A 23,186-nucleotide genomic window follows, 5' to 3' on the forward strand; every position below is an offset into this window, starting at 1 on the left:
GTCACGGGCATGTCGTTCTCCCGTAATGCGCTATTGACAGCGGGCCGCCAACTAGCCAAGTGAAGCACCGCTTTTCAGACATTCCCAGGATTCCTGCCGTGGCCAAGTCCGAACTCGGAACCAAACGCATTTGCCCGACCACGGGCAAGAAGTTCTATGACCTCAACAAGAATCCGGTGATCTCGCCCTATACCGGCGAGGTGGTGCCTATCGCGCCCGTTGCCCCCGCACGCGCGTCCCGCGGCGCCGAGCGCAACATGGCCCAGGACACTACGCCGGAGCCGGCCGAGGCCGAAGAGATGGTCTCGCTCGAGGAAGCCGATGCCGAGGAGAACACCGGCAAGGTCAAGGCCGTCGTGCCCGAATCCGAGGACGACATCGAGGTCGACGAGACCCTCGACGACGACGATGACGATGATTCGACCTTTATTGCCGACGAGGAAGAGGGCGATGAGGACGTGACCGACATCATTGGTGATGTCGGAGGTGATGAAGAGACTTGAGATCAGTCCTGATCTGTGAAAAAGGGTGCACCGCGCGAGTCGGAAAGGCTCGCCGGTAGGGGGTGATCCACCAGATTCACCCCGTTCAGGGTTAAGGGGCCATAGCTCAGCTGGGAGAGCGCTTGCATGGCATGCAAGAGGTCGGCGGTTCGATCCCGCCTGGCTCCACCACGCTTCGCCCTTCGGGCTACGCGTGGCGCAGCCACGGGGAGCCTGAAGGGCGAAGCGTGGTGTCCGGCGAAGCCCGAAGGGCGAAGACGGACCAGTGAGGCCCCACCTAACGACCACCCAGGCGATAGCCGTCAATGTGGTACGTCTACATCCTCCGCAGCATCGAATTTCCCGAGCAGGAATACATCGGCGCCACGCAAGACTTGAAGCGGCGGATTCCGGAACACAATGCCGGCAAATCCAGCCACACCGCCAAGTTCAAGCCTTGGACGTTGATCTGGTACTGCGCCTTCGCGGACAAGCATAAAGCGCTCGCGTTTGAGGCGTATCTGAAATCCCACTCGGGCCGCGCCTTCACGAAGAAGCGGCTGTCCTAGGCCGATCCCCCTACTCCCCGATCACCGCATTCAGCCGATCCCGCAGCGCGACGATCTCGTCCTTCATCGCGACCAGTTCCGACACCGAGCAATCCGACGCCGCCAGGATCGATTGCGGCACGGCGCGCGCCTTGTCCTTCAGCGCGTGGCCCTGCGGCGTCAGGGCGATCAGCACCTGACGTTCGTCCTCTTTCGACCGCGTGCGCTTGACGAGATGAGCGGCCTCGAGCCGCTTGAGCAGCGGCGTCAGCGTGCCGGAATCGAGGAACAGCTTCTCGCCGATGTCCTTCACCGGCACGTCGTCGCGCTCCCACAACACCAGCATCACCAGATATTGCGGATAGGTCAGGCCGAGCCGGTCCAAGAGCGGCTTGTAGACTCGGTTGAAGGCATGCGTGGCCGAATAGACCGCGAAGCAGATCTGGTTGTCGAGCCGCAGCGGGGCGTCCGCCGCCGATGGTTTCCGGGCCATGGAGAATCTCACAGGGATTTGCCGCATTGTGGGGGCGGGCGGCCGCATATTCAATTGCGAACAATTAAATGTGAGACCCAACGATTTAGATTGCGCGCAATCTAATTGTCTGCGATATGGACCCTGTCCACCCGAACCCCCAAGGGAGATGAAAATGTCCGTGAACGTCCTCTACAAGACCAGCGCCAAGGCGACCGGCGGCCGCGACGGCCATGCGGCAACCCTCGACGGCGCGCTCGACGTCAAGCTGACCACGCCGAAGGAGCTCGGCGGCGGCGGCGGCGCCGGCAACAATCCGGAGCAGCTGTTCGCGGCCGGCTATGCCGCCTGCTTCATCGGCGCGATGAAGTTCGTGTCCTCGCAGGGCGGCCCCAAGGTTCCGGCCGATGCCTCCGTGACCTCGACCGTCGGCATCGGCCCGCGCTCGGAGGGCGGCTTCGGTCTCGACATCGACCTCGCCGTCTCGCTGCCGGGCCTCGCCCGCGCCGAGGCCGAAGCGCTGGTCGAGAAGGCGCACCAGGTGTGTCCGTACTCCAATGCCACGCGCGGGAACGTCGACGTTCGCCTGACGGTCGTCTGACCGACGTGCGAATTGGCTGGCCCGGGATCCCCATCGGGCCGGCCGCTTCCGCCGATTTGCCATTCCGGGGAATGCGCATACGCCCCTGCCCGCGGGGCCATTGCTGGTATGCACGAACCTCGCTAGGCCTGTAATCAATTGTCGACACAGGGGAAGCGAAGGCATGAGTTCTGAAGCCGCGGGTTCTGAAGCCGTTCTGGGTGCCATGAGCGGATTGCGCGTCATCGATCTCACGCGCGTGCTCGGCGGTCCCTACTGCACCCAGATCCTCGCCGACCATGGCGCCGACGTGATCAAGGTCGAGCCGCCTGCGGGCGACGAGGTGCGCGAATGGGGCCCTCCTTTCCACGAGGAGGACGCGGCCTATTTCATCGGCATCAACCGCAACAAGCGCTCGATCGGCCTCGACCTCGCCGCCGAGGGCGGCCGTACCGTGCTGCTCAAGATGCTGGAGACCGCCGACGTCCTGATCGAGAATTTCAAGCCGGGCACGCTGGAGAAATGGGGCATCGGCAACGAAATCCTCAGCAAGAAATTTCCGCGCCTCGTGCATTGCCGGATCTGCGGCTTCGGCGCCGACGGTCCGCGCGGCGGCAATCCCGGCTATGACGCCATCATCCAGGCGATGACCGGCATGATCGCCGCGACCGGCTCGCCCGAGAGCGGGCCGATGCGGATCGGCGTGCCCCTGGTCGACATCACCACCGGCCTCTATGCGGCGATCGGTATCCTAATGGCTCTGTCGGAGCGGCAGCGGTCGGGCAAGGGCCAGTTCCTGGAGACGACGCTGTACGAGACCGGCCTTGCCATCATGCATCCGCACACCGCGAATTATTTCATGCATGGCAAGCCGCCCTCGCTGACCGGCAACGAGCACCCGAACCTCGTGCCCTACGCGATCTTCCCGACCAAGACCGACGACATCTTCATCGGCGTCGGAAACGACGGCACGTTCCGCAAGCTCGTCAAGGAGATCGGCAAGCCCGAGCTCGGCACCGACCCGCGGTTCGCCCGCAACAAGGACCGCATCGCCAACCGCGAGGCGCTGCGCGCCGAGCTTGCCGCGGTGTTCAGCCAGCACGAGGCCGAGCCGCTGTGCAACCGCCTGCTCGCGGCGGGCCTGCCCGCGGGTCCCGTGCAGAAGATCGATCAGGCCTTGGCCAACCCGCACACCGTCGCGCGCGGCGATATCATCGAGAAGGATTGGTACAAGGGCGTGGCCTCGCCGATCCGGCTCGACCGCACCAAGCCGAGCCTGCGCCGCGTGCCGCCGAAATTCAGCCAGCACGCGACGGAGGTGCTCGGCGAGTTCGGCTACGCCCAGGCCGAGATCGACTCGATGCTGGAGAAGGGCACGGTCTGCGGCCCCGAGCGCAAGCGCTAAGTCGCCGGCCTTCTCCATCCGATATCCATGCCGCATTGCGGCGCAGGCACGCACGTGCAGCGCGAACGAAAAAGGCTGCCGTCGGCATTCGCCTATTTTCCGGCTTCCCATTCCCTGCGCTTGCCGCTTTCGTTTCTCCCGCTTACACAGTCATGTGAACGTCATATGGCGCTGCTAGCGCAAGCGCTTCTTTAGTGACGGGCAAGGGAGGTTTTCTTGATGGCTCTTCGACACTTTGGTGCGGCTTTCGCAGTCGCCGTTGGCATGGCGGCCTCGCCGGCGCTGGCCGTCACCGAAATCCAGTGGTGGCACGCCATGACCGGCGCGAACAACGACGTCATCGTCAAGCTCGCCGGCGACTTCAACTCCGCGCAGAGCGATTACAAGGTGGTCCCGACCTACAAGGGCAACTACGCCGACACGATGAACGCCGGCATCGCCGCGTTCCGTGCCGGCAACGCGCCGCACATTATGCAGGTGTTCGAGGTCGGCACCGCGACCATGATGGCCGCGACCGGGGCGGTTAAACCGGTCTACAAGCTGATGCAGGACGCCGGCGAGAAGTTCGATCCCAAGGCCTATCTGCCCGCGATCACCGGCTATTACTCGACCTCGAAGGGCGAGATGCTGTCCTTCCCCTTCAACTCCTCGTCCACGGTGATGTGGGTCAATCTCGACGCGCTGAAGAAGGCCAATGTCGAGATTCCCAAGACCTGGCCCGAAGTGTTCGACGCGGCGAAGAAGCTGAAGGCGGCCGGCCATGCCACCTGCGGGTTCTCCAACTCCTGGGTCACCTGGGTCAATCTCGAGCAGCTCTCCGCCTGGCACAACGTGCCGCTCGCCAGCAAGGCCAACGGCCTCGACGGCTTCGACACGGTGCTCTCCTTCAACGGGCCGCTGCAGGTCAAGCACCTCCAGAACCTTGTCGAGCTCCAGAAGGACAAGACCTACGATTATGCTGGGCGCACCAACACCGGTGAAGGCCGCTTCACGTCCGGCGAATGCCCGCTCTACCTGACTTCGTCGGCCTTCTTCGGCAACGTGAAGGCTCAAGCCAAGTTCGCCTTCACCGCGGTGCCGATGCCCTATTATCCCGACGCGAAGGGCGCACCGCAGAACTCGATCATCGGCGGCGCCTCGCTCTGGGTGATGGGCGGCAAGTCGGCCGACGAATACAAGGGCGTGGCGAAATTCCTGACCTTCCTCTCGGATACCGATCGCCAGGTCTTCATCCACAAATCGTCCGGCTATCTGCCGATCACCAAGGCCGCCTATGACAAGGCCAAAGCCGAGGGCTTCTACAAGGATCAGCCCTATCTCGAGACGCCGCTGCTCGAGCTGACCAACAAGGAGCCGACCGAGAATTCCCGCGGCCTGCGCCTCGGCAACATGGTGCAGCTGCGCGACGTCTGGGCGGAAGAAATCGAGCAGGCGCTCGCCGGCAAGAAGACCGCCAAGCAGGCGCTGGATGCCGCCGTCGAGCGCGGCAACACGATGCTGCGTCAGTTCGAAAAGACCGCCGTGAAGTAAGGCGACCGACGGCAGGCCGGGATGCCGGCCTGCCGCTCCTGCGGGCATCATGCAAAAGCAAGCCATTTTCCAATCAAAGCTGCTGCCCTACGCGCTGGTTGCGCCGCAGCTCGCGATCGTGCTGATCTTTTTCTACTGGCCGGCCTTGCAGGCGGTGATCCAGTCCTTCCTGCTCCAGGATGCCTTCGGCCTGTCGACCAGCTTCGTCTGGTTCGAGAACTATCTCGACCTGTTCAAGGAGCGCGCCTATTTCGAGGCGATCGTCCGGACCTTCTTCTTCTCGTTCGCCATTGCGGTATCCTCGCTGTCCTTCGCGCTTCTGCTCGCCGTGATGGCGGACAAGCCGCTGCGCGGCGGAACGCTGTACCGCACGCTGCTGATCTGGCCCTATGCGGTGGCGCCGCCGGTCGTCGGCGTGCTCTGGATCTTCATGCTGCATCCCTCGCTCGGCGTGCTCGCGCGGTACTTGCGCGCCCTGGGCATCGACTGGAATCCGCTGCTCGACGGCGATCAGGCCGCGGCGCTGATCATCCTCGCCGCCGCCTGGAAACAGATCTCCTACAACTTCCTGTTCTTCCTCGCCGGCCTCCAGAGCATCCCGCGCAGCGTGCTCGAGGCGGCCGCAATCGACGGCGCGCGCCCGATGCGCAGGTTCTGGACCGTGACCTTTCCGCTGCTGTCGCCGACCATCTTCTTCCTGCTGGTCGTCAACATCGTCTACGCCTTCTTCGACACATTCGGCATCATCGACACCATGACCCGCGGCGGGCCTGGCAAGTCGACAGAGACGCTGGTCTACAAGGTCTATACCGACGGCCTGCTCGGCGGCAATCTCGGCAGCTCTGCCGCGCAATCGGTGATTCTGATGATCATGGTGATCGTGCTGACGGGAATCCAGTTCCGCTTCGTCGAACGCAAGGTGACCTACTGATGGTGGAGGAAGAGGGCTTCCGGCGCTACATCGCCCACATCATCCTCTGGATCGGGATCGCGATCGTCGCCTTCCCGGTCTATCTCGCCTTCGTCGCCTCCACGCAGGACAACGCCGTGATCGCCAACGGCCAGATGTCGCTGCTGCCGGGCGGCCATTTCCTCGAAACCTACTACCAGACGATCTTCGTCGGCACGAGCGGCTCCACCCGCGAGCCAGTCGGCAACATGATGCTGAACTCGCTGGTGATGGCGATGCTGATCGCGATCGGCAAGATCGCGGTCTCGATCATCTCGGCCTATGCGATCGTCTATTTCCGCTTTCCGTTCCGGATGGCGATCTTCTGGATCATCTTCATCACCCTGATGCTGCCGGTCGAGGTGCGCATCTATCCGACCTACAAGATCGTCGCCGACCTGCACATGCTCGACAGCTATGCCGGCCTGTCGCTGCCGCTGATCGCATCCGCGACCGCAACGCTGCTGTTCCGCCAGTTCTTCATGACCGTACCGGACGAGCTTTTGGAAGCCTCGCGCATCGACGGCGCCGGCCCGTTCCGTTTCTTCTGGGATACGCTGCTGCCGCTATCGCGCACCAACATGGCGGCGCTGTTCGTGATCCTGTTCATCCTCGGCTGGAATCAATATCTCTGGCCGCTGCTGATCACCACGCGCGACGACATGCAGACCATCCAGATCGGCATCCGCAAGATGATCACCACCACCGATGCGCTCACCGAATGGCCGATCGTGATGGCGACCGCCGTGCTCGCCATGCTGCCGCCGGTGTTCGTCGTCGTTGTCATGCAGAAGCTGTTCGTGCGCGGACTGGTCGAGACGGAAAAGTAGAGACTTATGGCTAACGTCACCCTGCGCAACGTCCGCAAGACCTATCCCGGCGGCTTCGAGGCCATCAAGGGCGTCGACGTCGATGTCGGCGACGGACAGTTCTGCGTGCTGGTCGGCCCCTCCGGCTGCGGCAAGTCCACGCTGCTGCGCATGGTCGCGGGGCTGGAGACCGTCACCGGCGGCGAGATCGACATCGGCGGGCGCGTGGTCAACCAGATCGAGCCCGCCGATCGCGACATCGCGATGGTGTTCCAGAATTACGCGCTCTATCCGCATATGAGCGTCTACAACAACATGGCCTACGGCCTGCGCAACCGCGGCATGGCGGAAGCCGAGATCAAGACCCGCGTCGAGGAAGCCGCGCGCGTGCTCGAACTGTCCGCCATGCTGGAGCGCAAGCCGCGCCAGCTCTCCGGCGGCCAGCGCCAGCGCGTCGCCATGGGCCGCGCCATCGTGCGCCAACCGAAGGTCTTTCTGTTCGACGAGCCGCTCTCCAATCTCGATGCAAAGCTGCGCATCGCGATGCGCGTCGAGATCCGTAAATTGCAGCGCCGGCTCAACACGACCTCCATCTACGTCACCCACGACCAGCTCGAGGCGATGACGCTCGCCGACATTCTGGTCGTGATGAACGGCGGCCAGGTTGAGCAGGTCGGCAATCCCCTGGCGATCTACGAGAAGCCGGCGACGACCTTCGTCGCCTCCTTCATCGGCGCGCCGCCGATGAATCTGATGTCGACACGTCCCGAGGAGATCAGATCGCAGCTCGCCGGCAGCAACGCCGCGGACGCCGGCATCCTCGGCATCCGCCCGGAAGACTTCGTCATCACCGACCAGACCCCGGCCGGCGGCGTCGCCTTGCCGCTGACCGTGGAGGCGATCGAGCGCGTGGGCGCGGAGACCTTCATCTACGGCGCGCGGGCCGAGGAAGACCAGCGCGTCGCCGCGACCCCGGGCGAGCTGCCGCCCGGCGAGATCATCGTCCGCATTCCCGGAACGGAAGCGCCCGCCATCGGCCAGAGGATCCGCGTCGCCGCAGCGCGGGCGAAGCTGCATCTGTTCAGCGCCGACGGGCGGAAGCGGCTCGAGGCCTGAGCTGGTTCCGAAACCAGAGTACGAAAACAACCCCATGCACAGTAGAGCAGGGCCTGTTTTCATTGGAGAAATTTTCTCGCGAATTCGCCCCGCCCGGATCGCCCCGGCATCCACGTTCTCAGTGCCGCGAGCAAGGTCGTGGTGGCCGGGACGAGCCCGGCCATGGCGCACCTGAGGCTATATCGAGCCTATCGATGGTGAAATCGGGCCATCCACAGCTTCCCGCTACCTGCTTGAACCCGCAGGGGAACATGCCCATATTGCTGATCAAGGGGTGCCGCTCGCGGGCCCTGATGCACCAAAGTCGCTTCGAGAGGACTTTGTAAACTATGTCTCGTGTTCCAACGCTCTCCAGTCCCTTCCTGCTGGGCTTCGACGAGATCGAGCGGGTGCTCGATCGGGTCGTCAAAGGCGCCGACGGCTATCCTCCCTACAATATCGAGAGGTGCAGTGGCGCGGACAACCAGCCCGAGCGTTTGCGCATCACGCTGGCGGTCGCCGGATTCACCCGCGACCAACTCGATGTAACCATTGAGGAAAACCAGCTCGTGATCCGCGGACGGCAGCAGGACGACAAGTCCCGGCAATACATCCATCGCGGCATCGCCGCGCGCCACTTCCAGCGCACCTTCGTGCTGGCGGAGGGGATGCTGGTGCTGGGCGCGGATCTGAAGAACGGGCTGTTGTCGATCGATCTTGCCCGGCCTGAACCGGAGAGGATCGTTAAGACAATCGCTATCAATGAGCACGAATAATGGAACGAGTAGCGGACTCGACCGCTTAGTGTTCCAGAGGAGTCGAGACCATGAGTGAAGGTCACGTTGCGTTCGAATACGAAGCCAAGAATGTCTCTCCGGAGACGCTGGCAACCCTGGGCGAAGGTCATATCGCCTATGTGAAGCAGATCCGTTCCGAGGACGTACCGGGCCTGTTTCCCGAGGCGCCCAAGATTGCGCCAGGCCTCAAGCTGTTCGCGCTCCACGCCGCCGACGGCACGCCGATCATGCTGACCGACAGCCGCGAAGCCGCGATCGCCAACGCCTGGAGCAACGAGCTGCAAGCGGTGAGTGTGCACTGAGCACACGCGCTTTCCGCGCGGATAGAGTTTCGAACGGGCACGCGAAAACGTGCCCGTTTGCGTTTGAGCAGTTGGGCAGGATCAATGCAACTTGGTCCGCGTGCTCTGAAATTGCTCGCCGGACTCGAAGCTGCTTAGATGCAGCATGCCAGCCAAAGCCGAACGTCTCACCAAGCAACAATTGTGGTTTCCGGCCGGCCGCTATTTCCTGCGCACGATCAAGCGGGATGATGCCTCGCAGCGCTGGGCGGACTGGCTCTCCGATCCCTGGACGGTGCACGTGCTCAACACGTCGCCGCGTGCGATGACCAAGGCCGACATCGTCGAATACATCAAATCCTTCGATCAGCGCGAACGGCTTCTGCTCGGGATGTTCGAGCGCGGCAGCCGCGCGCATGTCGGCTTCATCCGCCTCGACATCGATGCGCCCGCCAGCGAAGCGCTGGTCAGCGCCGTGATCGGAGAAAAAGAACATCGCAATGCCGGAGCGACGGTGAACACTTTCATCCCGCTGCTCAAGTTCGTGTTCGACGATCTCGAGCTGAGCCGCATCCGCGCGTTCGTGCTGGAGCGAAACCAGACCACCATTGAGTATCTGTCGAAGCTCGGCTGGACGCTCGAGCCAGAACCCGACAATCCCGTGCGATCGCACACGGATGGATCACTTCTGGTGTTGCGTCGGATGACCTGGGACAGGCCCGGTTTCCAGGCCTGGTTGAAGAGCCCGATCGGGCAGCGCATCGTGAAACGCATGGAAGCGGCACGGGGTTGAGCCCCGGCCGCTCCCTTGTCTCCTTACGCGATCAATCAGTATTTCGCGACGACGCGTGATCCGCCAAACCGATAGTTGATGCCCACCTTTACGATGTCGATGTCCTGACGAATATCGATCAATGCGGTGGTGGCGGCGACCGGATTGGCGAATCCCACGCGCTTGCTGTCGAAGCCGTAGTGAGTGTACTCGATCAAGGCCGACCAGTTGGGAGCGAAGGCCCATTCGACACCGGCACCTGCCACCCAGCCCACGCGATCGGTGCTGGCGCTTGAATTACAGGGATCAAAAACGAGGAATCCCACGCCAGGACAAACGAAGCCCCCCATCGTCGGGAAATTATTCAGACTGTACCGGTCATGCGCAAATCCGACGCCGCCCTTGCCATAAGCGAGGAAGCGATCCCATGTGTAGCCGAGCCGACCCGTGACGCTGGCGACCCAATCGGTGCGGCTCGATAGAGTGGCGGGCGCGCCGGTCTTGCCGGCGAAGAAGGGATCGTTGGCGGTGCCGTGAAGATCGGTGGCCGTGAAATCGCCGGCGATCCCGAGCACCCAGTTGCTGGCAAATTGGTAGTCGCAACCAGCCTGAACGCCTCCTACAATTCCGACGTCGCCGTTCACCCCAATGCGATCACCAGGCACATTGCCTATTGTCATTGCGGGCGAGATGACAGCTCCCGTTCCAATGCCGGGATCGGTGAAGCCCGTTCGGCTCGCACCGCCGCCGACATGACCGCCGACATAGCAGCCGGTCCAGCTGAAAGGCACGGCCGCAGCGATCGGTGCCTTCGTGTAGGGACGGGCGCCCAGATCTGCAGCCTGAGCCGAGCCTGCAACAATCAGAGCCGACGTCGCCAGTAGCAGTCGCTTCATCATCATTCCCCCGACAATCAGCAATAGAAAACACCGGTAAGATACATCGGCTGATTCACGCCCGCTGTACTCGGTCAGCAACACCCAGATACTTTTGGAAATGCAGCTTGTGAGAGGTGAGCGCAAAGCGCCGTAGCATGACGTTTTGAGCGCGACGACGACGCTTTGAGCTTAGTTTTCGACAAAGACAGACGGATGCGAAGCCGCAATCGCGCTTTGGCTCAAGCGAATGCGACGCGCGTTCTTTTGTCGCGGATGACGCTTCTGCATCGTCATTGCGAGAAGCACTTGCGACGAAGCAACGACGGAGTGCGAGGACACAAACGACGGAGTGCGAGGACACAGCGCGCTCAAGTCTCGTGTCCCGGACGCGCTGCAGCGTGCAACGCTGCTGCGCAGAGCCGGGATCCAGAAGGCAGCATGAGGAGATGCGGTGACATGGGGGTGACATGGGCCCCGGCTCTGTAGCGCACCGCTGACGAGCGCTGCGCTGGGTCCGGGGCACGAGAGTGAGTTAAGACGCTCGCACTCTCGCAGTCAGGGAGTGACGATTACGCCGCCGTCGCGGGCGGCAGGGCCAGCACCGAATAGATCGCCTGGGCATCGCGCGAGGCGCGGAGCTTCTTGGCAATGTCCTGGTCGCGCAGCAGGCGCGCGATGCGGGCGAGCGCCTTGAGGTGATCGGCGCCGGCGCCTTCGGGGGCGAGCAGCAGGAAGACGAGATCGACCGGCTGGCCGTCCATCGCCTCGAAATCGATCGGACGATCGAGCCGCGCGAACAGGCCGAAGATCTTTTCGAGCTTGGGCAGCTTGCCGTGGGGAATGGCGACGCCGTAGCCGACCGCGGTGGTGCCGAGCTTCTCGCGCTGGAGCAGCACCTCGAACACGGAGCGTTCGTTCTGGCCGGTCAGCTCGGCAGCCTTGGCCGCGAGCTCCTGCAAGGCCTGCTTCTTGCTGTTGACTTTCAATGCCGGGAGAATCGCCTCGGGTGCGACCAGATCGGTAATCGGCATGGAAGCTTTCCGAGGTGAATTAAACCGTCAGTTCCGATTTGGCCATCTTGGAAGACCAAGCGGGGCCGGCGTCAATAACATGAAGCAGGAGGGGGACTTAGTCCCGGTGCTGATGTGGGGCGCTTCTACTCCAACGCAATCCCGGTGCCAACTCCCGCGTGCGGCTTTGCCACGGGTCATTGTTAAGGGCCGGGATCGTACGGCCCCCCCGCCCCGGCCTAACCGCCCGCCTTGCCGTCGACCTTGGCTCCCGGCGGATCGATCCAGCCCACATTGCCATCCGCGCGGCGGTAAATGATGTTCACCCGGCCTGACGAGCCATGCTGGAATACCAGGCAAGGTGCTCCGCTGAGGTCGAGTTCCATGACGGCTTCGCTGACTGAGAGCTGCTTCAGCGACGTGGTTTGCTCCGCGATGATCACGGGACTGTAGCCGGTGACTTCCTCTTCGCCCTCTCCGGGCGCCTCGAGCACATAGCTCGTTGCATCGAGCGCAGCCATCGCCTCGGAGGCGGCATGGGCCTTGCGGGCGGAACGGTCCTTGAGCCGGTTCTTGTAGCGGCGCAGCCGCTTCTCGATCATCAGCAGCGCCTGATCGGCGCTGGCATAGGCATCGGGCGCGTTCGAATCGGCTTCGAGCGTAACCCCCGAATCGAGGTGCAGCGCACAGTCGGTGCGGAAGCCGAAGCCATCCTTGCTCAGCGTGATATGCCCGGAATAGCTGCCGTCGAAATATTTGCGCAGCACCTCGTCGGTGCGGCCGGCAACTCGGCCGCGCAGGGCCTCACCAACGCTGATGCTCTTGCCCGAAATCCGAAGAGTCATGGATGCCTCGCTTGGTTTGCTCCTCAGCTGCGACGACGCGTCGTCGCAGCCGAAGTCGTTCCCTGCGCATGATCCGCACCACGCTCCGCGCTTGTGGAGAGGGAAAGCCGCTGTGCACTTGTCCGGATCATGCGCGTGCTTGGATCGGTTGCAAAGGGGAGCCGAGAGTAGCGCGATTCCGCGCCAGTGCAATTAGGCCGGTTCGGTGTTGCGGGAGCGATCGGACATTGCGGTGGAGAGGACGTTACCAAGAGCGCTCTGCTTGTCACGGCGGCGTTGCACCGAAGAGGGTATGCGCATGGCTTCGCGGTACTTCGCGACCGTGCGGCGGGCAATATCAATGCCCGAAGCGCGCAAGCGTTCCACGATGGTGTCATCCGACAGGATCGCCGCCGGCTCTTCCGAATCGATCAGCTGCTTGATGTGATGGCGGACGGCTTCGGCGGAATGCGCCTCGCCGCCGTCGGCCGAGGCGATCGAGGCCGTGAAGAAATATTTCAACTCGAACGTGCCGCGATTGGTCGCCATGTACTTGTTGGCGGTGACGCGCGACACCGTGGATTCATGCATCTGGATGGCGTCGGCGACGGCCTTCAGATTGAGCGGCCGCAGATGCGCGACGCCATGGGTGAAGAAGCCGTCCTGCTGGCGCACGATCTCGGTGGCGACCTTCAGGATGGTGCGGGCGCGCTGGTCGAGCGCGCGCACGAGCCAGGTCGCGTTCTGGAGCGCATCGGTGAAGTAGGACTTGTCGCCGTCCTTGCCGAGCTTCTTCGACAGCTCGGAATAGTAGGTCTGGTTCACCAGCACACGCGGCAAGGTGTCGCTGTTCAACTCGACATGCCAGCCGCCGTCCGGACCGGGGCGGACATAGACGTCCGGCACCATGGTCTGGAGCCGGGCCGATCCAAACTTCATGCCGGGCTTCGGATTGAGCCGCCGGATCTCGCCGATCATGTCGGCGATGTCCTCGTCGTCGACGCCGCAGAGCTTGCGTAAGGACGCGATGTCGCGTTTGGCGAGGAGATCGAGATGCTCGACCAGCGCCTGCATCGCCGGATCGTAGCGGTCGAGCTCGCGCAGCTGGATTGCCAGGCATTCGCTCAAGTTGCGCGCGCAGACGCCGGGCGGATCGAATTTTTGCAGCACGGCGAGGACGCCCGCGACGTCCTGTTGCGATGCGCCGAGACGTTCGGCGGCCTGGCCGAGATCCGGCGGCAGATAGCCGGCCTCATCGACGAGGTCGATCAAGTACTGGCCGATCATGCGCTGCGCCGGCGCGGTGAAGGCGACCGAGAGCTGCTCTGCAAGATGGTCGGAGAGCGTCACCTCGGCGGCGACGAAGGCCTCGAGATTGTAGTCCTCGTCGCCGGAGGCGCCGCCGCCCCACTCGGTGTAGGTGGTCGGCGCAGCGTCCTGGGCATTGCGCGCGGCCGCCTCCGCCGGCTCCTCGGAGAAGACGTTGTCGAGGCCGGTGTCCAGGGTTTGCTCGATCTCGGCGCGGGTGCCGAGATCCTTGCTCATCCATTCTTCCTGGCCGGGCTCGAAGCCCTCCGCGCTGCCGCCAAAGCCGTCGTCGTGACCCTCACCCTGGCCGCCAGCCTCGCCATCGCCGAACTGGCCGGCCTCAGCCGCCGCCTCGCCGCTGTTGGCCTCGTCGTTGGCTCGCTCCAGGAGGGGGTTACGCTCGAGTTCCTCCTCGACGAAGGTGGTGAGATCGAGGTTGGACAATTGCAGCAGCTTGATCGCCTGCATCAGCTGCGGCGTCATGACCAGCGACTGCGATTGCCGGAACTCTAATCTCTGCGTAAGCGCCATGAAGCAAGAACCGTTCCCAAAAATTGGTCCGATTTTTGCTTATCCTAGTCCGAGCCCGATGTACACGCCTTGACGAATTGGAAAAACGGGCTAGAGGCGGAATTCCTCGCCAAGGTAAAGGCGGCGGACGTCCGGATCGGCAACGATCTCATCCGGAGTCCCCTCGGTCAAGATTTCACCGGCATAGACGATGTAGGCGCGATCGGTGAGGCCGAGCGTCTCGCGGACATTATGGTCGGTGATCAAGACGCCGATGCCGCGGTTGGTGAGGTGGCGGACGAGGTCCTGGATGTCGCCGACCGCGATCGGATCGATGCCGGCAAAGGGCTCATCGAGCAGCATGTAGTTCGGACGCGTCGCGAGCGCGCGCGCGATCTCGACGCGGCGCCGCTCACCGCCGGACAGCGCGATCGACGGCGATTTCCGCAGGCGCGTGATGTTGAACTCGTCGAGCAGCGAATCGAGCTGCTGCTCGCGCTTCTTGCGCGAGGGCTCGACCACTTCGAGCACCGCGCGGATGTTCTGTTCGACGGTGAGGCCGCGAAAGATCGAAGCTTCCTGCGGCAGATAGCCGATGCCGAGCCGCGCGCGCTGATACATCGGCAGCTTCGTCACGTCGTGACCATCGAGCTCGATCGCACCATGATCGGCCTTGATCAAGCCCGTGATCATGTAGAACACGGTGGTCTTGCCGGCGCCGTTGGGACCGAGCAGGCCGACCGCTTCGCCGCGCCGCACATAGATGCTGACGCCACGCACGACCTGGCGGCTGCCGAAGGACTTCTTCACGCCATGCACAGCCAGGAAGCCCGGCCGCTTCAGCAGTTGTGGCCCGCCGGCGCCGTTGGACGCGGCGGCGCTTCTGACGGGGTGAACCGCCTGCTGGCGCGGATCGGCATCGTAGTCAGGCTGGAACTGGTCGACCACGCGCGCCGGCTGATCCCTGATGGGACTGGGCACGAGGCCGCCAACGGCATCACCCAGCGCGGTGATGTCCTGACGTGCAAATCCTGGCCGGCCGCGCTCAGCGGGGCGCCGACGGAACATGCTGAAGAGATCGACCATCCCCGCCTTCTAGCCTTGCGCGGTTGTCCGCGGCGCTCACGCGATCTGCCGCCCGGCGGCGATTCGCCGGTGCAGCATGAGTGAAGGGATGTCTCATGCCCAGTGAGACACGCCCGAAAAGCGGCGAACCCCGCTTCGAAAGCCCTGCGCGCTAGATACAGTCTCGCCGGCCAAGCTTCAACCTCGTCTCAGGTCGATCGGGAGCAAGTGCCTGAATTTACTTTTGTTTACTTGTGCCTGGGATCTGCACAGGCGGCGCGGCGCCGGGCTTGGCACCCTGACCGCAGTCGCTGCCGGCGCCCTGCGGCAGCAGGACCTGGACCCGGCCAGTGTCGGATTCCACGCGCGATACCCCCGTGGTCATGTCGACGGTCAGCCGGTCGCCGCGCATGACGTTCTTGCACTGCGTCAGGACCACCTGGCCACCACCGCCGCCGAGCATGGTGATCAGATTGGTCCTGGTGTCGAACACGGCGGTCTCGCCTGTCACCACCTGGTCCTTCTGGGTGACCACGACATTGCCGCGTGCTTCCAGTCGCTTGATCGAGGAGCTGCCGCCCGGGCCCGGCGTCGCCGACTGCATCGGCGCCTTGGCGCCCTTCGCCCCCGGTGGCGGCGCGGCGGGCTTGTCGCCGCCGGAATCGTAGAACACCACCAGCGTCTTCGAGGTCATGGTGGTGTCGCCCTGCACGACCTTCACGTTGCCGGCGAAGGTCGCCTCCTTCTTCTTGTCGCGCATCTCGAGCGAGGCCGCCTCGATCTGGATCGGCTGATCGCGGTTCTGCGTAAAACCCTGCATCGCGTTGGGCACGCCTTGCATCGAGGTCTGCGCAAGGGCAGCTCCGCCGGCGCCCTGTGCAACGGCGGCTGCGACCAGCGCTGCTGCGGCGCGGATGATCACGCTGCGCTTGCTGTCGTTGCGCGAGAAAAAAACGTTCATGAAAATCACTTCGAGTTGGCAGATTTGTTCTGAGGCGTCCGCGTCTTCGCGGGCAGGGGCGCGGGCTCGGCTTGAGGCGCAGGCTGCGCGGCGGCGGGCTCCTCCAGCTTGTCGAGGTGCATCACCACGTTGCCTTCGAAGCGGATGAGCTCGCCGCCTTCCGTGATCCGCAGCCGGTCGGCGCTCAGCGTGCCGTTGGTCAGCTTGACGTCGACGCGTTCATCCGACGTCACCGTGCCCTTGTTCATGTCGACGAAGGCGGAGTTCAGCCGCGCCTCGTAGCCGCTCGAGGTGCGCAGCAGGATGTCCTTGCGCAGATCGAGCTGCTGCTGCTTGTTGTCGAAGCGGCCGGTGCGGGCGTCGAGGAACAGGGTGGATTGATCCTCCATCAGCACCTTTGCGCGCAGGTCGGAGAGATCGACGTGATCAGGATCGGTGATGTCCTGGGTCGCGGTCTTGGCCCAGAGCTCATAGGGCCGCTGATCCGGCGTGAAGCCGGCCAGATGCGGCGATTCCATCGTGATCTTGGTGCCTGACACCACCAGGCTTCCGGAATCGAGCGGCAGCTTCGGCATCAGCATGCGGAACGGATTGAAGATCGACACGCCGACGATGGCGGCCATGGACAGCAGCACCGCTCCCGGTACCGCGATGCGCAGAATCCGCACCAGGCGGCTGTGGCGCGCCGCGCTGGCAAACTTCGCCGCAAGCGCGGCGTCGTAAGTGGGATTCTGGGCCGAATTCACCTGAGCTCCTGAGGTGCCGCTCGCCTGGTCCGGTTGCAGGGCGCGTCCCATTGTACCCGGCGCCGCCGAAATATGCAGCCTTCGGCATTATCAGGCTTGGACAGGCCGTTACGAAAGTGTCCGAAACGGGGCGACAACCCTGAATCTAGCGGGCCCGCGCGGCGTCAGGAATGCGCGAAAATGTCCTCTTCCGCCCAGCCCTGGAGGTCAAGCACGGCACGAGTCGGCAGGAAGTCGAAACAGGACTGCGCCAGCTGGCTGCGGCCTTCCCGCACCAGCATGGCATCGAGCCGCTCGCGCAAGGCATGCAGATGCAGCACGTCGGACGCGGCGTAGGCGAGCTGCGGCTCGGTCAGGCTGTCGGAACCCCAGTCACTGGACTGCTGCTGCTTGGAGAGGTCGATGTTGAGCACTTCGCGCACGAGGTCCTTCAGGCCATGGCGATCGGTGTAGGTGCGGGTCAGGCGCGAGGCAATCTTGGTGCAATAAATCGGCCCTGTCATGACGCCGAAGGTCTGGTACAGCACCGCGACGTCGAACCGCGCGAAGTGGAAGATCTTCGTGATGGCGGGATTGGCGAGCAGGGCCTTCAGGTTCGGCGCGTCGGTATGGCCCTTGGGGATCTGCACCACGTCGGCGCTGCCGTCGCCGGGCGAGAGCTGCACCACGCAGAGCCGGTCGCGGTGCGGATTGAGGCCCATGGTCTCGGTGTCGATCGCCACCGCTCCGGCGTAGCGGGTGAGGTCGGGCAGGTCGCCGCGATGCAGGCGTACGGTCATGGCGTTTCAAAACCTCGAATCGGTCGGTCGGCCAACTAGGCTAATCCGCATGGCTCGCGATGTACCCACTCGCGGCGGGGCGCGCAAGCGCCGGCCGTGACCTTACGGGCACCGTCAAATCGCCGCCAGCATGATGCAGATCATCGCCGCGACCGCGGTGCGGCTCGGACCGTCGCGGAAGGCATAGAGAATCGGATCGTCGGGCATCTCGCGGCGGTGCGCCATCATCAGGGCGCGGCCGAACCAGTACAGCAGCAGCGGGGTGAGCAGCCACAGCATCCAGGGACGGCTGTAGAGCGGCGTCACCGCGGAGGAGGAGACGTAGAGCGAGAACACGGTCACCGCGTTCATGGCGCTCGCCGCCGCCATCGCGGCGATGATGTGCAGGTCGGTGATCCTGTAATCGCGGTTGGAGGGATCGGCGAGGCCTGCGCTCTCGCGCATGCTGAGCTCGCTGAAGCGCTTGATCAAAGCGAGCGAGGTGAACACGAACAGCGAGAAGATCAACAGCCATTCCGACAGCACCACACCGACGCCGACCGCGCCGGCGATGATGCGCAGCGCGTAGAGGCCCGAGAGCGTCACGACGTCGACCAGCATCTTGCGCTTGAGCGCGAGCGAATAGGCGATCGTGGTGACGAGATAGGCACCGAGCACGCCGAGGAAGAGTGGCGAGATGCAGAGGCTGGCGACCAGCGCGAACAGCCACAACGCCGGGATGGCCATCAGCGCCGAGGAGATCGGCAGATCGCCGGCCGCGAGCGCACGATGGCGCTTGGTCGGATGCTGCCGGTCGGCCGCGAGATCCAAGAGATCGTTCATCAGATAGGCCCCCGAGGCGCAGGCCGAGAACGCCAAGAACGCCAGCAGCGCATAAGAGAGCGTCGGCAGGTTCAACTGATGCGCGGTGATGGCAGGCACGAACACCAGCGTGTTCTTGGCGTATTGATAGACACGCAACGCCTTCGCCCAGGTCTTCCAACTGACGCGGCTTTCGCGGCGGCTGTCGATGCGTTCGATCGCGCCGGGATCGAACGGCAGCCCCTCGCCCGCGGCGAGTTCGGCCGGCGTGACGACGCCGTCGAAGCCAAGATGCGCGGCGATCGCAGCGGCATGATCGGGGAAACGTCCGGCGAGGAGATAGATCTTCTCGCCCCGCGCCCGCGCTGCCAGCGCCCGGTTCAGCACATCGGAATCATAGGGCAGATGGGCGTAGTCGATCTCGGCCTTGGCCAGGATGCGCGTGAGCGCGGCCATGCCCGCCTGTCCACCCGCGCCGAAGCGGGCCAACATGCGGGCGGGCGCACTGAACAGCGCCTCCATCAGCAGCTCGGAGCGCAGCAGCGCGCCTTCGAGATCGATCACGAGCGTCCGCGCAGCCGCAATTGCCGACGGTGCGGAGGCCTTGGAGTTGTACTGGCGGGCAGGCTGCTCCATCCGAAAACGCTCTTACTGACCGCAAAATGACCGGCATCCGGCCGGGGAGCAGGGAAATGGACGGTCGCGAGCCTAGAGGGCATTCGCTAAGGCCGGCTTAATCACCCGGAGCGGCGGACCGCGCCCGCCGCAGGCCTGTTGCCCGGATCCCACAATCCGGCGCGAGCGACCTTAGCCAGCAGGGCTTTTGCCTCGTGCCCCGTGGACATCGTCCAAGCCCACCCTATCTGCCCAGTTCCCATTCCGCCCGCCGACCGTGAATCAGGTGCCAATGACCGAACCGACGCTCGCCGCGCCGATCGACGACTTGACAGAGCGCCAGCGCGGCTTCTCGCGCTACCAGGCGCTCCTGATCGCGCTGCTGGCGTTCACGCAGTTCACGATCATCCTCGACTTCATCATCATGTCGCCGCTCGGCGCCATCCTGATGCCGGCGCTCAACATCACGGCCGGGCAATTCGGCGTCGCGGTGTCGGCCTACGCGTTCAGTGCGGGCCTATCGGGCATCCTCGCCGCCGGCTTTGCCGATCGCTTCGACCGCAAGCGCCTCTTGCTGTTCTTCTATGTCGGCTTCACGCTCGGCACGCTGCTCTGCGCGATGGCGCCGAACTTCCATGTGCTGCTGATCGGCCGGATCGTGACCGGATTGTTCGGCGGCGTGATCGGATCGGTCGTGCTCGCCATCGTCACCGACCTGTTCGCGCTGCATCTGCGCGGCCGCGTGATGGGCTTCATCCAGACCGCCTTCGCCGCAAGCCAGGTGCTCGGCATTCCCGCCGGGCTGTTTCTCGCCAATCACTGGAATTGGCATGTCTGCTTCTTTGCGATCGTCGCCCTGTCGATCGCCGCGATCGCGGTCATCGCCTTCGCCATGGAGCCGGTCGACGCGCATCTGAAGCTGCAGCAGGACAGAAACCCGTTCCGCCATCTGGTCGCGACCATCGGCGAGCCGCGTTATACGCTGGCCTTCGCTGTCACGACGCTGCTGGCGACGGGCGGCTACATGCTGATGCCGTTCTCCAGCGCCTTCACCGTGCACAATCTCGGCATCGACATCACGCATCTCCCGACGATCTATCTCGTCTCCGGCCTGTTCAGTATCGTTACGGGGCCGCTGGTCGGCCGCGCCAGCGACGCGTTCGGCAAATATCCGACCTTCGTGTTCGGCTGCGTGATGACCGTCGTCATGGTGCTGATCTACACCCATCTCGGCCACGTCTCGCTGACGACCGCGATCATCGTCAACGTGCTGATGTTCGTCGGCATCTTCTCGCGCATGATCCCGTCGCAGGCGCTGATCTCGGCGATCCCCGATCCGAGCCAGCGCGGCTCGTTCAGCGCCGTCAGCGCCTCGCTGCAGCAGCTCTCTGGCGGACTCGGCTCGGTGCTCGCCGCCGCGATCATCGCGCAAGGAGCGGACGGCTCGCTGCTCCATTTCGAGCGGATCGGCTACGTCGTCGTCACCACGACGATCGTCACGCTGGTGATGATGTATTTCGTGCAGAAGGCGGTGGCGGAGCGGGCGGGGCGGAGCGTGGTGTGAGGGGCGGCCGGAGGAGAGGCAGTATGGCGGAACCTACAAATTCAGAAGAACGCTCTGAAAAATATCCCACAAGGCTGATCGCCTTGAAGGCCGCGCTTGCCCGTGGGCTCGCCGATGCCGAGACGAAGCGGCGAAAGCCGATTTCCGAAGTTTTTGACCGGTTGGAGGCGAGATTGGCGGGCGAGGCCGAGCGCCTGCCTTCGTCGTCAAAGAGCCCGAAGGATCTTTAGAGGAGCGGCCTGCCAAGCGCAGCCACACAAATCTCAAATGGTGCCCAGGAAAGGACTCGAACCTTCACGGCCGTTAAGCCACTGGCACCTGAAGCCAGCGCGTCTACCAATTCCACCACCTGGGCATGCCGTTTGGGGCACGGAGGCGGTTACTACGGTTCGGTGACGCGGTTGTCAATTCATGCTTGAAGCCGGTTTCGGGATGCCGATTGCGCATCGCAAACCGGCCCGATACAAGCCTGACGATACGCGACCCACCCTGCAGGAACCGACCCCATGGCATCGAATCTGGACACGCTCGTCACGGTTTTCGGCGGATCGGGGTTTTTGGGCCGGAATGTCGTCCGCGCCCTGTGCAAGCGGGATTACCGGATCCGGGTCGCGGTGCGGCGGCCGGAACTGGCCGGATACCTCCAGCCCTCCGGCAAGGTCGGGCAGGTCCACACCGTGCAGGCCAATTTGCGCTATCCGGCCTCGGTCGCGGCGGCGCTGCGTGATTCGCATGTCGTCATCAACCTCGTGGGCGTCCTGACCGAAAGTGGTGCGCAGACCTTCGACGCCGTCCAGGCCAGGGGGGCCGAAACGGTCGCCAAGGCAGCCGCCGCGGCCGGCGCCGAGCTGATCCATGTCTCCGCCATCGGCGCAGACGCCGAATCGCCCTCCCTCTACGCCAAGGCCAAGGCGGCCGGCGAGGCGGCCGTGAAGGCCGCGGTGCCGGCGGCGACCATCTTCCGCCCCTCCGTGATGTTCGGCCCCGAGGACCAGTTCACCAACCGCTTTGCCGCGCTGGCCCGGATGTCGCCGGTGCTGCCGCTGATCGGCGGCGATACAAGGATGCAGCCGGTCTATGTCGGCGACGTCGCCACCGCGATCGCCGAGGCCGTCGACGGCAAGGCCGTTGCAGGCGCGACCTATGAGCTCGGCGGGCCGGAAGTGCTGACCATGCGCGAGATCATCGAGACCATCTTGGAGATCACCGACCGCGAGCGGATGCTGGTCCCGCTGTCGTTCGGCCTCGCCCGTCTCCAGGCCGCTGTCCTGCAATTCGCGCCGGGCGCGTTAAAGCTGACGGCGGACCAGGTCACGATGCTCGAGCGCGACAATATCGTGTCGGATGCGGCTAAGGCGGCAAGCCTGACGCTGGAGGGGCTCGGCATTACGCCGGATTCGCTGGAAGCCATCGCTCCGCAATATCTCTGGCGCTTCCGCCCGCAGGGCCAGTTCCAGCGCATGAGCGTGTGAGGCCCGTCTCTCTCCGTCGTCATGGCCGGGCATAGCCGTTCGAAGAACGGCGTCGCTTTGCTCGCCTATGTCCTGGGCATCCACGTCTCGCTGCAATCACGGATGCCCGTGGATGGCCGGGTCAAGCCCGGCCATGACGAGTATGTGGGACGAGCAGGGCCAGACAGCGGACTGCTGCCGCGACGACGGCCTCAAAACTTCAGCTTCTTGAACACCGCTTCCGGCAACGTCTTGATGATCAGCATCACGAGGCGCCATTTGCCGCTGACATAGACGACGTCGGTCTTGTTCCCGACGGCGGCAAGGATCGCATCGCCGACCACCGGCGCCTCCACCGTGAGCGGGCCGATCAGCTTCATGCCTTCCGTCATCTTGGTGCGGACGAAGCCAGGCTTGACGGTGACGACGTGGACGCCGCCGTGGCTGGCGCGGGCGCGCAAGCCGGACAGGAAGGCGGAGAAGCCGGCTTTCGCCGAACCATAGACATAGTTCGAGGCGCGGCCGCGATCGCCGGCGACGGAGGATACGCCGACCAGCGTGCCGCTGCCGCGGGCCAGACATTTTTCGGCGAATAGACCGAGGATCAGCGACGGACCCTCGTAGTTGGAGCGCATGATCGTGGCGGCATGGGCGAGATCGCTCTCGGCATTTTGCTGCACGCCGAGCAGGCCGACGATCGAGATGACGACGTCAGGCAGCGCCGGCAGGCCGGCGACGAAGCCATCGAACGAGGCAGTGTTGAGCACATCGAATTTATGCAGACCCACCTCGACATTGTAGCGCGCGCGCAGATCGGCGGCGTCGGGCTCCAGCGCGGCGACGTCGCGGCCCGCGAGCGCGACATCGTATCCCGCCTTGGCGAAGGCGCGCGCGGTGGCGCGGCCGATGTCGGAGGAGCCACCCAGCACGATAGCGGATTTGCGTGACATCACG

Annotated in this window: 24 protein-coding genes and 2 tRNA genes; 14 read left to right on the forward strand and 12 right to left on the reverse strand. The window is 64.1% G+C overall.

Features of this window, described 5'->3' with window-relative positions:
- Positions 1–98: 98 nt before the first annotated feature.
- The 3 genes from LPJ38_RS03835 to LPJ38_RS03845 all read left to right on the forward strand — a co-directional run bounded on the left by LPJ38_RS03835 (position 99) and on the right by LPJ38_RS03845 (position 1,051).
- Positions 99–503: a TIGR02300 family protein gene (locus tag LPJ38_RS03835; protein WP_145630470.1), complete on the forward strand. Its 405-nt coding sequence runs from the start codon at positions 99–101 to the stop codon at positions 501–503.
- Positions 504–598: 95 nt separating this feature from the next.
- Positions 599–674, forward strand: a tRNA-Ala gene (locus LPJ38_RS03840).
- A gap of 134 nt (positions 675–808) precedes the next feature.
- Positions 809–1,051, forward strand: coding sequence for a GIY-YIG nuclease family protein (locus tag LPJ38_RS03845; RefSeq protein ID WP_145630469.1), 243 nt, complete (start codon positions 809–811; stop codon positions 1,049–1,051).
- Positions 1,052–1,061: 10 nt separating this feature from the next.
- Here LPJ38_RS03845 and LPJ38_RS03850 read toward each other — a convergent pair whose 3' ends face one another.
- Positions 1,062–1,523, reverse strand: coding sequence for a MarR family winged helix-turn-helix transcriptional regulator (locus LPJ38_RS03850; protein ID WP_167520347.1), 462 nt, complete (start codon positions 1,521–1,523; stop codon positions 1,062–1,064).
- A gap of 154 nt (positions 1,524–1,677) precedes the next feature.
- On the opposite strand from LPJ38_RS03850, the gene LPJ38_RS03855 reads away from it, so the two are divergent.
- The 9 genes from LPJ38_RS03855 to LPJ38_RS03895 all read left to right on the forward strand — a co-directional run bounded on the left by LPJ38_RS03855 (position 1,678) and on the right by LPJ38_RS03895 (position 9,741).
- Positions 1,678–2,103, forward strand: a complete 426-nt coding sequence (locus LPJ38_RS03855) for an organic hydroperoxide resistance protein (protein WP_018323436.1) — start codon at positions 1,678–1,680, stop codon at positions 2,101–2,103.
- Positions 2,104–2,266: 163 nt separating this feature from the next.
- Positions 2,267–3,487: a CaiB/BaiF CoA transferase family protein gene (locus LPJ38_RS03860; protein WP_145630467.1), complete on the forward strand. Its 1,221-nt coding sequence runs from the start codon at positions 2,267–2,269 to the stop codon at positions 3,485–3,487.
- Positions 3,488–3,706: 219 nt separating this feature from the next.
- Complete coding sequence (gene ugpB / locus LPJ38_RS03865; RefSeq protein ID WP_145630466.1) at positions 3,707–5,017, forward strand: sn-glycerol-3-phosphate ABC transporter substrate-binding protein UgpB; 1,311 nt, start codon at positions 3,707–3,709, stop codon at positions 5,015–5,017.
- A gap of 49 nt (positions 5,018–5,066) precedes the next feature.
- Positions 5,067–5,948 carry a sn-glycerol-3-phosphate ABC transporter permease UgpA gene (gene ugpA / locus LPJ38_RS03870; protein WP_145630465.1) on the forward strand — a complete coding sequence of 294 codons (882 nt, stop codon included), beginning with the start codon at positions 5,067–5,069 and terminating at the stop codon, positions 5,946–5,948.
- Positions 5,948–6,796 (forward strand): sn-glycerol-3-phosphate ABC transporter permease UgpE, encoded by an 849-nt coding sequence (gene ugpE / locus LPJ38_RS03875; protein ID WP_145630464.1) that lies wholly within the window; start codon positions 5,948–5,950, stop codon positions 6,794–6,796. The genes ugpA and ugpE overlap by 1 nt, the downstream gene beginning before the upstream one ends.
- A gap of 6 nt (positions 6,797–6,802) precedes the next feature.
- Positions 6,803–7,891: a sn-glycerol-3-phosphate import ATP-binding protein UgpC gene (locus LPJ38_RS03880; protein WP_145630463.1), complete on the forward strand. Its 1,089-nt coding sequence runs from the start codon at positions 6,803–6,805 to the stop codon at positions 7,889–7,891.
- Positions 7,892–8,220: 329 nt separating this feature from the next.
- Positions 8,221–8,646 (forward strand): Hsp20 family protein, encoded by a 426-nt coding sequence (locus tag LPJ38_RS03885; RefSeq protein WP_145630462.1) that lies wholly within the window; start codon positions 8,221–8,223, stop codon positions 8,644–8,646.
- Between the two features lie 50 nt (positions 8,647–8,696).
- The gene (locus tag LPJ38_RS03890) at positions 8,697–8,969 is read left to right on the forward strand and encodes a BQ00720 family protein (protein WP_007598581.1); all 273 of its coding nucleotides are present in this window, start codon (positions 8,697–8,699) and stop codon (positions 8,967–8,969) included.
- 145 nt (positions 8,970–9,114) lie between these two features.
- Positions 9,115–9,741 (forward strand): GNAT family N-acetyltransferase, encoded by a 627-nt coding sequence (locus LPJ38_RS03895; protein ID WP_145630461.1) that lies wholly within the window; start codon positions 9,115–9,117, stop codon positions 9,739–9,741.
- Positions 9,742–9,776: 35 nt separating this feature from the next.
- Here LPJ38_RS03895 and LPJ38_RS03900 read toward each other — a convergent pair whose 3' ends face one another.
- The 9 genes from LPJ38_RS03900 to LPJ38_RS03940 form a co-directional block, all read right to left on the reverse strand.
- Positions 9,777–10,700 (reverse strand): outer membrane protein, encoded by a 924-nt coding sequence (locus LPJ38_RS03900; protein ID WP_231088570.1) that lies wholly within the window; start codon positions 10,698–10,700, stop codon positions 9,777–9,779.
- A 467-nt stretch (positions 10,701–11,167) separates the two neighbouring features.
- A complete protein-coding gene (gene ptsN / locus LPJ38_RS03905; RefSeq protein ID WP_008141251.1) occupies positions 11,168–11,629 on the reverse strand; it encodes a PTS IIA-like nitrogen regulatory protein PtsN in 462 nt (153 codons plus the stop codon).
- Between the two features lie 218 nt (positions 11,630–11,847).
- The gene (gene hpf / locus LPJ38_RS03910; protein WP_145630460.1) at positions 11,848–12,453 is read right to left on the reverse strand and encodes a ribosome hibernation-promoting factor, HPF/YfiA family; all 606 of its coding nucleotides are present in this window, start codon (positions 12,451–12,453) and stop codon (positions 11,848–11,850) included.
- A 192-nt stretch (positions 12,454–12,645) separates the two neighbouring features.
- Complete coding sequence (rpoN, locus tag LPJ38_RS03915) at positions 12,646–14,271, reverse strand: RNA polymerase factor sigma-54 (protein WP_145630459.1); 1,626 nt, start codon at positions 14,269–14,271, stop codon at positions 12,646–12,648.
- Positions 14,272–14,361: 90 nt separating this feature from the next.
- Positions 14,362–15,336 carry an LPS export ABC transporter ATP-binding protein gene (gene lptB, locus LPJ38_RS03920; RefSeq protein ID WP_145630458.1) on the reverse strand — a complete coding sequence of 325 codons (975 nt, stop codon included), beginning with the start codon at positions 15,334–15,336 and terminating at the stop codon, positions 14,362–14,364.
- Positions 15,337–15,553: 217 nt separating this feature from the next.
- Complete coding sequence (locus LPJ38_RS03925) at positions 15,554–16,276, reverse strand: LptA/OstA family protein (protein WP_167520346.1); 723 nt, start codon at positions 16,274–16,276, stop codon at positions 15,554–15,556.
- Positions 16,277–16,281: 5 nt separating this feature from the next.
- Positions 16,282–17,022: an LPS export ABC transporter periplasmic protein LptC gene (gene lptC / locus LPJ38_RS03930; protein WP_145630456.1), complete on the reverse strand. Its 741-nt coding sequence runs from the start codon at positions 17,020–17,022 to the stop codon at positions 16,282–16,284.
- 164 nt (positions 17,023–17,186) lie between these two features.
- Positions 17,187–17,801, reverse strand: coding sequence for a ribonuclease D (locus tag LPJ38_RS03935; protein WP_145630455.1), 615 nt, complete (start codon positions 17,799–17,801; stop codon positions 17,187–17,189).
- A 114-nt stretch (positions 17,802–17,915) separates the two neighbouring features.
- Positions 17,916–19,238, reverse strand: a complete 1,323-nt coding sequence (locus LPJ38_RS03940; protein ID WP_145630454.1) for a UbiA family prenyltransferase — start codon at positions 19,236–19,238, stop codon at positions 17,916–17,918.
- 271 nt (positions 19,239–19,509) lie between these two features.
- On the opposite strand from LPJ38_RS03940, the gene LPJ38_RS03945 reads away from it, so the two are divergent.
- Positions 19,510–20,781 carry an MFS transporter gene (locus LPJ38_RS03945; protein ID WP_145630453.1) on the forward strand — a complete coding sequence of 424 codons (1,272 nt, stop codon included), beginning with the start codon at positions 19,510–19,512 and terminating at the stop codon, positions 20,779–20,781.
- Between the two features lie 268 nt (positions 20,782–21,049).
- Here LPJ38_RS03945 and LPJ38_RS03950 read toward each other — a convergent pair.
- Positions 21,050–21,136 (reverse strand) — tRNA-Leu (locus LPJ38_RS03950).
- A gap of 151 nt (positions 21,137–21,287) precedes the next feature.
- On the opposite strand from LPJ38_RS03950, the gene LPJ38_RS03955 reads away from it, so the two are divergent.
- The gene (locus tag LPJ38_RS03955) at positions 21,288–22,253 is read left to right on the forward strand and encodes a complex I NDUFA9 subunit family protein (RefSeq protein ID WP_145630452.1); all 966 of its coding nucleotides are present in this window, start codon (positions 21,288–21,290) and stop codon (positions 22,251–22,253) included.
- 191 nt (positions 22,254–22,444) lie between these two features.
- Here the strand turns inward: LPJ38_RS03955 and LPJ38_RS03960 are convergent, their stop codons facing one another.
- Entirely contained in the window at positions 22,445–23,185 is a 741-nt protein-coding gene (locus tag LPJ38_RS03960) for an SDR family oxidoreductase (RefSeq protein ID WP_145630451.1), read from the reverse strand.
- Position 23,186: the final 1 nt, after the last annotated feature.

It is taken from the genome of Bradyrhizobium daqingense (assembly GCF_021044685.1).
Taxonomy (GTDB): Bacteria; Pseudomonadota; Alphaproteobacteria; order Rhizobiales; family Xanthobacteraceae; genus Bradyrhizobium; species Bradyrhizobium daqingense.